At 47.1% G+C, this 14,496-nt stretch carries 11 protein-coding genes and 1 pseudogene; 2 read left to right on the forward strand and 10 right to left on the reverse strand.

All coding sequences use genetic code 11. The features are described from left to right. Positions 1-10 precede the first annotated feature (10 nt). Positions 11-2,614, reverse strand: coding sequence for an oxidoreductase (locus BN6465_RS01030; protein WP_242868057.1), 2,604 nt, complete (start codon positions 2,612-2,614; stop codon positions 11-13). A gap of 308 nt (positions 2,615-2,922) precedes the next feature. Between BN6465_RS01030 and BN6465_RS01035 the strand changes: the two genes are divergently transcribed. Then, positions 2,923-4,452: a PucR family transcriptional regulator gene (locus BN6465_RS01035; RefSeq protein WP_066730844.1), complete on the forward strand. Its 1,530-nt coding sequence runs from the start codon at positions 2,923-2,925 to the stop codon at positions 4,450-4,452. 245 nt (positions 4,453-4,697) lie between these two features. Here BN6465_RS01035 and BN6465_RS01040 read toward each other — a convergent pair whose 3' ends face one another. The 7 genes from BN6465_RS01040 to proC all read right to left on the reverse strand — a co-directional run bounded on the left by BN6465_RS01040 (position 4,698) and on the right by proC (position 10,426). Then, positions 4,698-5,216, reverse strand: a complete 519-nt coding sequence (locus BN6465_RS01040; protein ID WP_066730846.1) for a peptidylprolyl isomerase — start codon at positions 5,214-5,216, stop codon at positions 4,698-4,700. Between the two features lie 83 nt (positions 5,217-5,299). Continuing rightward, a complete protein-coding gene (locus BN6465_RS01045; protein WP_066730847.1) occupies positions 5,300-6,415 on the reverse strand; it encodes a 4-hydroxybutyrate dehydrogenase in 1,116 nt (371 codons plus the stop codon). Continuing rightward, complete coding sequence (locus BN6465_RS01050) at positions 6,390-7,049, reverse strand: hypothetical protein (RefSeq protein WP_066730848.1); 660 nt, start codon at positions 7,047-7,049, stop codon at positions 6,390-6,392. The genes BN6465_RS01045 and BN6465_RS01050 overlap by 26 nt, the downstream gene beginning before the upstream one ends. Before the next feature lie 15 nt (positions 7,050-7,064). Beyond that, positions 7,065-7,943 (reverse strand): DMT family transporter, encoded by an 879-nt coding sequence (locus BN6465_RS01055; protein ID WP_066730849.1) that lies wholly within the window; start codon positions 7,941-7,943, stop codon positions 7,065-7,067. Between the two features lie 9 nt (positions 7,944-7,952). Continuing rightward, a complete protein-coding gene (locus BN6465_RS01060) occupies positions 7,953-8,864 on the reverse strand; it encodes a DMT family transporter (RefSeq protein ID WP_066730850.1) in 912 nt (303 codons plus the stop codon). A gap of 52 nt (positions 8,865-8,916) precedes the next feature. Beyond that, the gene (locus BN6465_RS01065; RefSeq protein ID WP_066730854.1) at positions 8,917-9,498 is read right to left on the reverse strand and encodes a TetR/AcrR family transcriptional regulator; all 582 of its coding nucleotides are present in this window, start codon (positions 9,496-9,498) and stop codon (positions 8,917-8,919) included. 133 nt (positions 9,499-9,631) lie between these two features. Beyond that, positions 9,632-10,426, reverse strand: coding sequence for a pyrroline-5-carboxylate reductase (proC, locus tag BN6465_RS01070; protein WP_066730856.1), 795 nt, complete (start codon positions 10,424-10,426; stop codon positions 9,632-9,634). A 287-nt stretch (positions 10,427-10,713) separates the two neighbouring features. Between proC and BN6465_RS01075 the strand changes: the two genes are divergently transcribed. After that, entirely contained in the window at positions 10,714-11,355 is a 642-nt protein-coding gene (locus BN6465_RS01075; RefSeq protein ID WP_066730860.1) for a GntR family transcriptional regulator, read from the forward strand. Between the two features lie 129 nt (positions 11,356-11,484). Here BN6465_RS01075 and BN6465_RS01080 read toward each other — a convergent pair. Then, positions 11,485-13,566 (reverse strand): annotated as a pseudogene (locus BN6465_RS01080) (ribonucleoside triphosphate reductase); the annotation flags it as partial. Between the two features lie 168 nt (positions 13,567-13,734). Continuing rightward, complete coding sequence (locus tag BN6465_RS01085; RefSeq protein WP_066730862.1) at positions 13,735-14,457, reverse strand: anaerobic ribonucleoside-triphosphate reductase activating protein; 723 nt, start codon at positions 14,455-14,457, stop codon at positions 13,735-13,737. Positions 14,458-14,496 lie beyond the last annotated feature (39 nt).

Here is a 14,496-nt window from a genome sequence, read left to right on the forward strand (position 1 = left end):
CCTTATGAAATTATATCCTTCCTGTTTCCATGAACGCGGTCCGGTCATACCAGCCGGTCAGCAGATACGGCACAATCGTATCCGCATCCAGCTCTTCCGCTAAGTTTAATTTATGTACCAGCAGGCTGTTTTTAGAATAGGCTCCGCCGATAATCGTATTGATTGGAAGCTCCGCCCAAGGATCGTCTATACTGGATTTTAACTGAAGATTTACAAATCCCGGCTCCCATGACTGATAGTTGTATTCACATTGGTTCATTAGCAGCGCTCCATTTTCAAAGTGCGCAGTCCCTTCCTTATCCGGCCGCCTGTCAAAATGATAATAGAACCCGCCTCCAAATGTCTTCTTTCCTGCAGCCGGCGCCTGATACAGTACATGTGTGAGAGGACTGTTGTATTCTCCCAGCTCCATACTGGCCTCCACGAGCTGTGTCCCTCTTCTGGCCACTTCTGCGGTCACTACTGCTCCGTTCCTTCTGATGACGAACTCTGCGCCCATTTTTTTCGGAATACTGCCGTTGTCTCTTCCACACTGTACCGCCATCTCTGCTCCCGGGCCTCCAAGCACGAGCCCCAGCGGGTAGAGTCCCAGCGTCTGCCCGTAAGTCGCATAGACACCTAGGATTGCCTCATAGTAGTCGTCCGCGAAGGTAGGCCTATGGATATGGCACACTGACAGTGTGACCACCGGCATGGAAAATGGTTTGAGCGGCGGCGGTAAAATCCGAGCAATTGCCGCAGGCTCTGTCAGGTAAGCCATGTACAGGCCCTCCTGCTCATCCATCAACGATACCTTTCCAAAGTTTGCAATGTCTTGAGCCGGTATATGAAAACTTGTAAGTTTCTTTTTATGCTCAAAAAGTTCTCTTCCGGCTTCATATCCCATCCGAACCGCCGGAGCAATCGTTCCGTCCTTTACCGCGCTTCCCACGATTCTTACTTCCACACCCTTTTCCCGAAGGGCCTTGGCCAGTGTATCATCCGGGCGGTACCCCAATGAGAGTACGACCGCGTCTGCCGCTACTTCCTTGACCTGATGGTCTTCCACCTGCTCGACTATCACGCATCCTTCCCTTATTTCTTTCAACGCATGACCGAGAAGATAGGACGCCCCATACTTCTTCAGCCTTCCGCACACGTCCGCCACATTGGTATGGTTGGCGCCCGGCGCAATCTCCCCCAGCATGTCGATGATAGTGACCCGGTTTCCTAAAGCCGCCACATATTCAGCAGTCTCAAGACCGGTAAGTCCTGCACCGATAACCGCTATTGTTTTATCCTTCCATTCCTGCTTTCCATCAAGGACTTCCTTCACAGAATAGACATTTTCTCCGTGAATCCCCGGTATCTTTTCCGGCACGATAGGCACAGAGCCCGTCGCCACGACAACCGCATCCGGATTGTACGCCATCACAGAGTCCACATCGGCAGCTGTTCCAAGCTTCACTTCCACATCCAGCTTTTTGAACGCTTCCCGGTAATAATCTGCCACCCATTCCATCCGCTCCTTCAGCGGAGGCTTTTTGGCCAGATTTACCGTTCCACCCAGTTCCTGCCCCTCATCCATAAGAACCACATGGACGCCGCGTTTTGCCAGTGTCTCCGCCGCACACATGCCGGCCGGCCCGCCGCCCGCCACAACGGCTGTATGTTTCATGGTATCGCAGGGAAGCTCTCTGTACTTAAGCTCCTTTGCAAGCCGCGGGTTCACCGCGCATTCCGGCGGCAGCCCTGCTGCATTGTATTCGTTCAGGCTCTCAAAGCAGCGAAGACAGGAAATACATTTCCGCAGTTCGGATTCCTGTCCTTCCTGCACCTTCTTTCCCCATTCTTCATCCGCCAGCCATGCCCGGCCCAGAGATACAAAGTCTACCACGCCCTCCTCCAGAAAGGCTTCCGCAGTCTTCGGCTCCCGGATGGCGGACACGCCAAGGACCGGGATAGTGACATGAGCCTTCACTGCGGCCAGCATATCATGCCGCCAGCCTTGCGGGTAAGAAATCGGCTCTACACAGGTGATTCCCGTCTCATACAAGCCACAGCTCACGTCAAGGAAATCAATTCCCGCCTGTTCAAGGGCGGCCGCTATACGGATTCCGTCCTGAATATGAATATAATCTTCCGTGACTCCCGTCTGGTCGAGGAATTCTTCCACCGAAAGCCGGACTCCTATAGGAAAGTCAGTCCCACATTCCCGGCGGATTCCTTCGATAATTTCCAAGAGAATCCTCATACGGTTTTCAAAATTCCCTCCGTATTCGTCCTCACGCTTATTTGTGTAAGGAGATAAAAACTGCTGAAGCAGATATCCATGGGCCGCATGAAGCTCTACCCCGTCACATCCCGCCTTTTTTACCCGCACGGCCCCGTCTGTGAACTGCTGGACTAGTTGCTTTATTTCCTCTATTGTTAATGCCCTTGTCTCCTGCTGCAGATATTTACACGGAATGGGTGAAGGCGCCGCCACCGGCTGCCCCCCGATAAGAGCGGACACGGTCTCCCTGCCCGGATGATGAAGCTGAATAAAAATGGACGCGCCGTGCCGGTGAACCGCCTCCGCCAGTCTGGACAGTGGCTTGATATGGCGGTCCTTTGTCACAGACAGCTGACGCATAAGCCCTGCCCCATGTCTGTCTCTTTTAAACATCTNAAGTTTGCCAGCCCAATCCCCATGGGCGACATCACCAGCCTATTCTTTATAGTTACATTTCCGATACGTCCGGTCTCAAATAATTTTTGATACATTCGTCTGCCTCCTTTTCCGATACTACTATCTACATCCAAAATATACTAAATCCATATTTTTTTCATCGTATACGGTGGATGATTCACAATTGACATTTTGTGCACAGTGCACTATACTGTCCTCAAGTAATACAGACTACAGCACTCCCTAGTGTCTTCCTAAGAAAGGTGAGAGAAATGAACTTTACAAAATTGACCGATTATCTAGGAAAAACCTTACATATTCATCTTGTTTCCAACTGTGCAGACTGGGAAATCCAAGACGTGGCCCTTCTGGACAACCGCCAGCTTCATTATAACAAAAATACGCTTTACTTTGGTTATTATGAACAGTTAGGCCAAAAGCCCGGGTGGCCACCCCAATCTATTATAGCCGTACCTGATATTTCTGATACGGCAATAGAATCGTTGGGCTTTGTCACGGACGCCTCCAATATCGCGCTTGTCTTGGAACAGGATTTATTTGCCCTGTTTAACCAGACCAAAAATGTCATAGAAACTACCAGAAGCAGCAGCCTCTACGAAGAGCTCACCTCGCTGGCCGCACAGACCAAATCGCTGGATTCCGTGCTTAATTCAGCTTCCATACACTTGGGGAATTCTTTGATTTTTAGTGATATGTCATTTAAAATAATCGCAAGTTCCACCTCCATCCCTGTGACCGATCCTATCTGGAAGGAGAACATTCGGCAGGGATACTGCAGTTATGAATTTATCAGTGCGGTTAAAGAGTTGGAGCCGGTTAAAAATGCTTCATTGACCACCGATGCCATTGAAGTGTCATGCAGTGAATCACCCTACCGCAAATTGAGCAGTAAAGTATTTCACAACGGGGTTCAAATTGGCTTTCTTTTAATGATTGAAGGGGAATCTCTGTTCATGCCTTCCCACAGAGAAATGCTAAGTACGGTAAGCCATGCGGTAAGTTATACCATCACCCGTTATATGCCGGATCTGATCGAGGGTGTCAGCCCTTACCAGCAAGTATTGTACGACCTGCTGATCGGCACGCCCTCCAAAGAAGTACTGCCAACCCTGAGCAAGCTCGTCTTCCCTTCCAGAATGGCCGTTGCCTATCTGCGCCCGGCCCAATACCTTGGCAGGCGCCACTTAAAAGAGCATACTTCCAGACAGCTCAAAACACGGTTTCCGGGAAGCCATGTGGCCTATCATCAAAATGGGATTGCAGCCTTGCTCCCATTAAAAAATGCAGTCCATATAACCGGCGGGCTTTTGCAGGAATTAAAGGAATTTGCCGACACCGAGCATATCCGGATCGGAATCAGCAACGCATTCTCTAATATGGAAAGCTTTGTCATGCACTATGAACAAGCTTACGCCGCTATGGAATTGGGGCAAAAGTTCTCTGCTCAAGAGATTGTCTACTATTACCTTGATTACCAGATATTTGACTTATTCTCCGAGACAAAAAACCCCGAAACTCTAGGACGCTTCTGTCATCCTGCCCTTGCGCTTCTCCGCCAGTATGACCACAAGAACAACACACAGCTTTATCATACTCTGCAAGTATTCCTGCATTGCACCGGAAGTATAAAACTGGCCTCCCAGCAGCTGTTCATCCATCGGAATTCTTTGGTCTACCGCCTGAACCGCATAACCGAAGTATGCCAAATCAATCTGGAAGATCCGGACACCTGCCTGCTCCTAAGGCTATCTTATCTAATCGACCAATACAACGGGCTATGACATTGGAATAAATTTTCCTGTGTTATAACAAAGTGGACAAGTCCACTTCAACTCCCTATATCCCTCACTCATGAGGGACTTGTACACTTTGCGCGCCAATGTGCGGCTGCGAAGCAGCTTTCCTCTGCACATTGTGTGCATCCCCCGGAGGGTTTTTGTCATATAGGAAAGTTCAAAGGACTTTCCTATATGATAAAAGACCCCCGGCAGAATCTACATTCTGCCGAGGGCCCACCACAAACCGTCTACGCTTTTTCTGGCTCCGGATACGCTTCTCCGAAGGTCTCTACCGTCACTTTTTTCATTTTCTGCTCTTCCAGCGGCCTGTCGCTGTAATCGGTTGCCGTCTCCGCAATCTTATTCACGACATCCATTCCCTCTGTAACCTGTCCGAATGCTGCATAAGAGCCATCCAGATGCGGGGAATTCTTGTGCATGATAAAGAACTGGCTTCCTGCTGAATCGGGGTGCATCGCTCTTGCCATGGACAACACGCCCGGCTCATGCTTGAGCTGATTTGCAAAGCCATTCTGCTTGAATTCTCCTTTGATATTGTACCCCGGCCCGCCCATTCCTGTGCCGTCCGGACATCCGCCCTGAATCATGAAACCGCTGATAACTCGATGGAAAATAAGTCCATCATAGTATCCTTTCTTTACCAAAGACACAAAATTATTTACTGTGTTTGGCGCTATCTCTGGATATAACTCTGCTTTGATGATATCACCATTTTCCATTTCAAATGTAACAATTGGATTTGCCATTAGATAATCTCCTTTATTTCTTTAATCTCTGTTTGTTTATTGTAACGAATCTTTCTAGATTCGTAAATAGTTTTTAGAGAAACTTAATATAGTTCCCGGTAAATTTCCGCCATCTGTGCCGCGTCAAATTTAATATAGCTTTGGTTCAAAAGTCTTTGCTGGCTCTTCTCTACGCTTTTCGCGAAGCTCTCCGTCTCCGATTCCTTCATTCCATATTCTCTGAGCGGCTTTCTGCCTATGATCTGGTCCAACAGACACTCCAGCTCCCGGTACACATCTTCAGGGGCACAGAGCAGAGCTTGTGCGAGAATACGGTCAAGTTCTGTAATCCTCCCCTCCGGCTGCAGCTCTTTATATTTTCTGAATACCGCTGTCAGGAACTGGTAGTTGGCTTCTCCGTGGGCCACATGGTATTCCCCGCTCAGCGGATAGCTCATTGCGTGGACCGCACCTGTTCCCGCGTTGCCGAAGGCTATCCCGGCCAAGTCACTTGCCACAAGAAACTCTTCCAGCAGCTCAAAGCGGCTTTCCAGCCCCTCCGAGGCAATCCTGCGGAAACCATCCAGTATCATCCGCACCGCCTTCTCACTGAACATCTGTGTATAAAGGCTCGCTTTCGGTGAAACAAAAGATTCAATCCCGTGTATCAACGCATCGATAGCGCTGGTCGCAAAAAAAGAGTAGGGAAGCTCTCTCAAAAGTTCCGGTATGAGAACTGCATAGTCCGGATAAAGAGCATCGTCCGCCAGTCCCATCTTGGAGCGTCGTTCTGTAAACTCTGCGATTGTCACATTGGAGGATTCGCTTCCCGCCCCACAAGTCGTGGGAACCGCTATCAATTCTCGCTCCTTTTGAAGGGGAACCTGACGTCCAAAAATCTCCTCCGCACCGGCGTCTGTCCCCAGTACGAGGAGCTTTGCCATATCGATGACCGCGCCTCCTCCAACTGCGATGACCCGCTTACAATCGAGCCGGCGGAACTCTTTCAAGAGTGCGTCGATCATCCCGTCAGTTGGCTCTCCCGCCCCGTATTCACTCTTAAAACGCACCACCGCGCCGCTGCACAGTCCCTTCATATACGTATCGTAAATCGATTTACTGGCCAGTATAAAATCTCCCTCACCCACTGAAAATGCCTCTAGGAACGCTTTCATTGTATCAAACTTCTGTACCTCAGGCCTCTGCTGAAACAATTTCATAACCAATCATTCCTCCTTTTTCTTCGACTCCGGTATTCCAAATTTCGCTCAAACAGAACCACGTCTCCTCGCCATAAGTGGCAGCCTTAATATAGAATCCATCCATACGCTCTTCGTACCCAACGACCAGAAACCAATGCCAGATAAAATCTTTAAATTTGTCACGGTTACTATGTTGAAGCATAAGGTAAGGGACAGGAAGTTGTCTATCTAACTGCGTCTTAAGAAACTTTTCTGCTTCTTCTTTAGAATGAGTTCCCGAGAACTCCATCATCTTTGCAGACAGTCTGCCATCCCCGTACTCTACACCCGTTTGCGCCCTAGCTCTACTGTATACATTGTCCAAATATTTTCCAAATCCTTCTGTGTACATCCACAGCTTACACACGCCCCGCACTCTAGGCTTCAAAAAAGGCTTCATCATCTGGCTGAACTGGACATACGCTCTCTTGCTCAAGTTATCTGCGTCAAATGGATACAATTCTTTCATCCCCCACCTCCGAGCCAGATAGACGCAAGTGTCACAGGCGGCCGCAGCAGCACATCCTCCGATATGCATCACCACATTGGTAAACCAGTCCTGATTTCCTCCAAACTCTCCATCAATCGTAAAATAGTCTAATTCTATTTTCAATGCCGCACCTCTTCTCTACTGCTTTGATGAACACATCGTAGAATAAAATACTACTCCAAGAATTACAACGCCTCCAAGAATCTCCCGTTTTCCCGGCACTTCCCCCAAGACAAGGAACGCTCCCACAATACCATATACCGATTCCAAGCCGGAAATGATGCCCGCAGTCCGCACCTTGACCGTGCGCAGGCCGCTGATAAACAGAGAATGGGAAAGCCCCGTAAATACTACTCCCAGTACAATCAAAACTCCGATATCCGTGACCGTAACCGAAGGACGGAGTATAAAAAGAGACGGGAGCAGCACGACTGCTGCCGCCGCCTGCTCATAAAAAGCCGTAAGCGTTCCTGAATACCGGCTGGACAACCAGCGGTTCATAAGCGACAGCACCGCATAGGTAAGCGCACTGAACAGCCCCCACAGCACTCCCTGAGTCATCTGATTGCCCAGCCTGAATTCCGGCACGATCAAAACAACGCCGCCAAGCATTATGGCAGCACAGACAATATCAGAAATCTTAAGCTTCTCCCGAAAAACATAAGGCTCCAAAAAAGTCACGAACAACGGGAATGTGGAGAATGTAAGCGTCCCGATAGCCACTGTAGAAGTCTGTATGGACTGCATGAAACTGGTCCAGTGAAGAGCCAGTACAATCCCAGCGCCGACCATCCAGAGATAATCCTTCTTTTTCTCAAGACGGATTTTCTGCCTCCTTACCGCCAGAAACGTCCAGAGAAAGATAGAGGAAAAAAATACCCGTCCGAGCACAAGGATAACCGCGGGAAGATTTACCAGTTTGGCAAAAAGTCCCACGATTCCAAACAAAACTACCGCCACATGGACAGCCGCCAGATTTTTTATATTATTATTTTTCTCTTCATATACTCTTTTCATACTTATACGCTATGCGGTCTCCTTTTTAGGCAGTGACAACATGACCACAGCCCCGATAATACATACAAACCCGGCCAGATCCATTTTCACGAACGCAACATTCATGAACAATACCGTCGCAATCGTCGCCGTAAGGGGTTCCACCGATGCAAAAAGACTTGCCCTTGCCGCCCCGATCAAACGCACCCCTTCCATGTAGGTGCCGAAAGATAACACGGTCCCCACGATGATGACCGTCGCCATGCACGCGATGGTCTGCCAGTCCCAGATACCTTCCACATGCCACGGCTGGATAATCGCGCAGAGGAAGATGCCGCCGATCAACATCCCCCATCCAATGACAGAAAACGTTCCATAACGCTCCATCAGTCCCCCCGGGAGTAGATTATACAGCACCATTGCCACAGCGGATGCCAAGCCTAATATCAGCGCAGACCGTGACATTGTAAGTGATGTCACATGTCCGTGTGTGGCCAGCAGAAAGGTACCGCCCAGAGCCAGTACTAAAGCCGCCATCTCTATGGCCGAAGGGAGTTTCCGGCTCCTGAACGACAGATATACCATAATCATAACCGGCGCCGTATACTGCAGCACCGTAGCCGTGCCCGCATTGGACTGCTCCACCGCCATATAGTAGGTCAGCTGGCAGAATGCCATGCCAAACAAGCCGAATGTAATCAAACGCACGGCATCTTTTTTATTTTTCCAAATATTAAACATTTCTTTCTTTTGCTTCGCATAAACCGTAGACAGAAGCAAAAGCCCGGCCAGCACAAGCCGGACGCTCACCAGCCACTTGGCCGACATATCTTTGTGTACGAACAAATATTGTCCGAACACCCCTGCAAGTCCCCAGAAAACGCCGCCCAGCAAAGTCAAAGCCGTGCCGCGCAGCGCTTCTCTACGTTCCATATGTCCCATAATCTCTCTTCCTAATTTATCTTATTTGTATTTGTAAACCCATGATAGTATCTTACCGTACCCTGAAATGCTCCATCAAAATCGGCATATATTCCTTACTGTACTCTGCCAGAGAATAATTGGCCCTGTTCAGGCACCAGTCGGAAACAAGGGCCCGTTCGCACAGAGAATAATACTTTGTAATCTCCTGTATCGTTTTAGCCCTGCTTATCTGTCCTCTCACATGTCCCTCTTCCACGATTTTACTAATCAGCTTGTAATATTTCCGGTTCTGGTCGAGAAGGTTCCTGCTTCCCTTGCAAATCAACTGTGTGGAGTAGAGAGATGCCAGCAGCTGGATATCTATCTTTGTCTCCAAAAACAGATGGGATTGATAATTTAAGTACATCAACTTCTCAAAGCTGTCCATCTCCGGGTCAAGCTCCTCCTCCAATTTTGCGTAGTTCTCATCCAGAACATCGGAAAGAGTATCAAGAAGCGAGTCCTTGCTGCCGAAATAATAGTAGAAAGAACCTTTGGATGTCTCTGACAAACGTATAATATCCTCCACTGTCGTATCGTCATACCCCTTCTCGTAAAACAGCTCCCAAGCCGCATCCACAATTCTGCTCTTCACATTCTGTTTTGCCGCCACTTGCCCTACACCTCCTAATTTATAATGGAAAAGCGGCCGTTTCACACCATATGGTGCCCTCGCCGGCCGCTTTCGACGTTCACTTTGAACACTTGCTTAAGCATCCATAGCTCTACGCTTTAGTATACATGAATTACATCCCTTTTGCAACATCTACGCAGGCCTTCATGGCTTCAAATACTGCGCTTCTGAATCCTCTTTCTTCCAAGACACGCACTGCTTCGATTGTAGTCCCGGCAGGTGAGCAGACCATATCTTTCAATTCTCCCGGATGCTTTCCTGTCTCAAGAACCATCTTTGCGCTTCCGAGAACTGCCTGCGCCGCAAATTTGTAAGCCTGTGCTCTTGGCATACCGTCCGCAACTGCCGCGTCTGCCATCGCCTCAATGAACATAAATACATAAGCCGGGGAGCTTCCGCTTGTTGACACAACAACATCCATAAGGTTTTCAGATACTACTTCAACTTTACCGAAACTGGAAAGAATCTTGCATGCGTAATCCAGTTCTTCCTTGGTCACATATTGATTCGGGCAGGCCGCAGTCATGCCTTCGCCTACCATAGCCGGTGTATTTGGCATCGTACGTACGATTTTCACTTCTCTGCCGAACTTTTCACCCAGCCATTCCAGTGTCTTACCCGGTGCGATCGTGATAATCAGCTGTTCCGGTGTAATAGAATCTTTAATTTCATTGATAACGGATTCATAATATTGAGGCTTTACAGACAATACAATCACTTCTGCACTTTTTACTACTTCCATATTGCTGTCTGTCACATGAATTCCATATAAAGACTGAACTTTCTCTCTTCCGGGTGCAAATAGGTCTGCTCCTATAATTTCTTCTGGTTTGAAGACATTATTCTTGATGATTCCTCCCATCATAGCGCCTGCCATATTACCTGTTCCGATAAAACCTAATTTCATCTTTACTTCCTCCTGATTTTAAACTCCTCGACATATCTGTCCGTGAATTTTTATAGTTTTTCAAGAAAGCTGATTGTATACATTTTATCGATTTGTATACAATTCTTCCATTTGCATACAATGTAACACTTCTGGCCATAAATGTCAATATCATTTACTCAAACAATTTTAAAATAAAAGAAAACCTTGAAATTACGTGTATAGTTGTATACAATACCATTAAATGTATATCCTGCTAAATATTGAAAATTTAAACAGGGTGGAACAAAATTGATAGGAGGAAGCATATGGCTGCCAAAAAATCTCTTGCCGATCAGGCATACGAGACAATCAAAACCAGAATCCTTAATCTCACCTATCCCCCGGGGATGCCTTTGACCGAAGCAATGCTCACCGACGCGCTTGGGATGAGCCGCAACCCGGTCCGCACAGCCCTCAAAATGCTTCAGTCGGAAGGACTTATCGTAACTGACTACTATAAGTCCATGACCGTCAAGGAAATCACTGACAACGATATTCAGGAAATATACCAGCTCCGGGAACTTTTTGAAGGCGCCGCCTTTAAGTTGATCTTCGATTCCGGGCGGGCCGAAGAATACTCCTACCGCATCGAGGCAAAGCTGGTGCAGATGTGTGCGTCGGCAGGCAATATCTATGAGTGGGAACTCGCCGACACAAATATGCATCTGGAAATTGTAAGCATATTCGAAAACCAAAGAATTACCAAGTTCTATGAATCTAATCTTTCTGAATTGATTCGGATGGGGCTCTACTCCGTAAAAAATGGTATGAGAATCGAAGCCACAAACGCCAATCTCAAAAAGATGATTGAATTTATGCGCAAGAATAATTATGAAAAAGCTTTTGAAATATTAAGAAACGATCACTTTATAATTGGAAAAGATAAGGCTCTAGGTTGGGTGGAATAAAATGCACGCAATAAAGCCGGAGTTCCCTACACGTTGGCGTTGTAGGTACTCCGGCTTTTTGTCTCACATCTTAAGCATAAACTTATATCATTTACATTCACGCTGATATGTCCAGAATTATGCCAGCTTCTCAAGGGCGCTGCCATCTACATTATAAGTTCTGCGCTCCTTGAATTCTTCTGCCTTGCCGTCGTTCCAATTCTGTACCGGCCGGTAATATCCGGTGATTCTGCTGTATACCTCGGTTGCTGCTCCACATTCCGGACAGATATACTGTTCGCCGGAGAGGTATCCATGTTCTTTACAGATAGAATAGGTGGGTGACATCGTATAATAAGGCAGTTTATAATTCTCTGCGATCTTCTTTACCAAATTGGCTGCGGCCTTCCATGACGGCAGCTTCTCGCCCAAGAACGCGTGGAATACCGTTCCGGATGTGTACAGTGTCTGCAGTTCATCCTGTATATCCAATGCTTCAAAGATATCCTCTGTATATCCGACTGGCAGATGGGAACTGTTGGTGTAGTAAGGTGCTCCCCCCTTTTCTGCCGCGGTGATGATATCCGGGAACTGCTCTACGTCATGTTTTGCAAGGCGGTATGCCGTAGATTCTGCCGGCGTCGCTTCCAAATTGAAAAGGTCTTCATATTCTTCCTGATAGTCTGCCAGACGCTCCCGCATATGATTTAAAACTCTTTTCGAAAACTCTTGCGTCTCTTCGTGAGTCATATCCTTTCCGATCCACTTCGCGTTCAATCCTGCTTCGTTCATGCCCAAAAGACCGATTGTGGAAAAGTGGTTCCCAAAACCGCCGAGATACCGCTTGGTATATGGATACAGTCCTTCATCCAGAAGCTTTGTTATGATTTTTCTCTTTGTATTCAATGAGCGGGCAGAGATATCCATCATTCTGTCCAGACGGTGGAAAAATTCAGCCTCATCCGCAGACTGGTAAGCAATTCTAGGCATATTGATAGTGACCACCCCGATAGAACCAGTGCTCTCTCCACTTCCGAAAAATCCACCGGACTTCTTGCGAAGCTCCCGGAGATCCAGACGCAGACGGCAGCACATACTCCTGACGTCGCTAGGCTCCATATCGCTGTTGATATAGTTAGAAAAATAAGGAGTACCATATTTTGCTGTCATTTCAAACAACAATCTGTTATTCTCTGTGTCAGACCAGTCAAAGTCACTGGTGATAGAGTAGGTAGGAATCGGATACTGGAATCCACGCCCGTTGGCGTCACCCTCGATCATGGTTTCAATAAATGCTTTATTGACCATATCCATCTCCGCCTTACAGTCTCCATACGTAAAATCCATCTCTTTTCCGCCGACGATGGCCGGAGTATCCGCTAAATCATGTGGCACTGTCCAGTCCAAAGTAATATTAGAAAACGGCGCCTGTGTCCCCCAGCGGGAAGGAGTATTCACACCATAAATAAACGCTTCGATACATTTTTTCACTTCCGGATAAGTCAGGTTATCCACCTTAGCAAACGGGGCAAGATAAGTGTCAAAGGAAGAGAACGCCTGCGCCCCCGCCCATTCGTTCTGCATAATGCCGAGAAAGTTTACCATCTGATTGCAGAGTACGCTTAGATGTTTGGCCGGAGCAGAAGTAATCTTGCCTGAGATTCCGCCAAGCCCTTCTATAATCAGCTGCTTTAAGGACCAGCCTGCACAGTATCCGGTCAGCATGGACAGATCATGGATATGAATGTCTGCATTCTTGTGCGCGTTCGCGATCTCATTGTCATAAATCTCCGACAGCCAGTAGTTTGCCGTGATAGCTCCGGAATTGCTTAAGATAAGCCCTCCCACTGAGTAAGTCACCGTAGAATTCTCTTTCACGCGCCAGTCACTTATCTTCACATAACTATTTACTATGTCCTTGTAATCAAGAAGCGTAGAACGCATATTACGAATCTTTTCTCTTTGTTTTCTATAGAGGATATAACCTTTCGCTACGTCTGCATATCCTGCCTTGATCAAGACCTCCTCAACACTGTCCTGAATATCTTCTACCTGAATAAAACCGTCTTTAATTTTATGTTCAAAATCCGATGTTACATTTAAAGCCAACAGATCGATTACGGTCGGATGGTACTCTTTTTCCTGAGCCTCAAACGCTTTTCTTATTGCTTCACTAATCTTAGATATGTCAAACTCTGACACCTTTCCGTCTCTTTTCGCTACTTGATACATTTACCCAAGTTCCCCTTTCCTTTGTTTATCGAATGTATCTCTAATGATATCACCGCTTCCAGATGTTGTCAATAAAATCTACAAGATGTAGTGCAACGTTTTTCTCCCATTCTACATATTGTTGATTTTACTGTTATTGAATCGTTTTTACCAGTTTTATCTGATTATTCAATCTATTCCTCTTAAAGCAGTAAACGGAATCTTTGCTTTTAAAACATTTACCCATTCTTTTACCGTCTCTTCCTCACATGCGTGCAGGCCGGGCTGAATCAAATCCCCCGAATCCACGAACTGCTGCAGGTAATATTTACCAGCACCCGCAATCCACTCTCCAAGCGCCCTCATTGATTCCTCATTGTGGAATTCTCTGGTCACCGTTGTCCGGAATTCGTAGGGTACCGTCCCCTTCATTAAAAAAGAAACACTCTCTTCGACAGGCGCCGTATCATAACCTTCTATTCCTATCGTCTGGCCATATCTCTCCCTGCTGTTCTTAATATCCATGGCTACATAATCTAAAAGCCCCTTTTCTGCCAAGTCTTTGAGTTTGGAAGGGAAACTTCCGTTCGTATCTAATTTTACCAAATACCCCAGCTCTTTTACCCTGACGATAAAGTCTTCGATATCCCTTTGCAGTAATGGCTCTCCTCCCGTAATGCACACACCGTCCAGCACACCTCGGCGTTTTTGTAAGAATGTAAAAATCTCTTCCTCCGTAAACCCATGGTAATCCTGCCTGCCGATCGGTATCACTTTGCCTCTTTCTCCTACGACGAGGGATGCGTTATGGCAGAAGGGACAGCGGAAATTGCACCCACCAGTAAAGATAGTACAGGCCACTTTTTCCGGATAATCCAATAGTGTCAATTTTTGCAATCCTTGTATGTTCATTGTCTCACTTCCTATACTCTAAATTTTTGTTGCTTTTTT

Source organism: Bariatricus massiliensis, assembly GCF_900086725.1.
Lineage (GTDB): Bacteria > Bacillota > Clostridia > Lachnospirales > Lachnospiraceae > Allocoprococcus > Allocoprococcus massiliensis.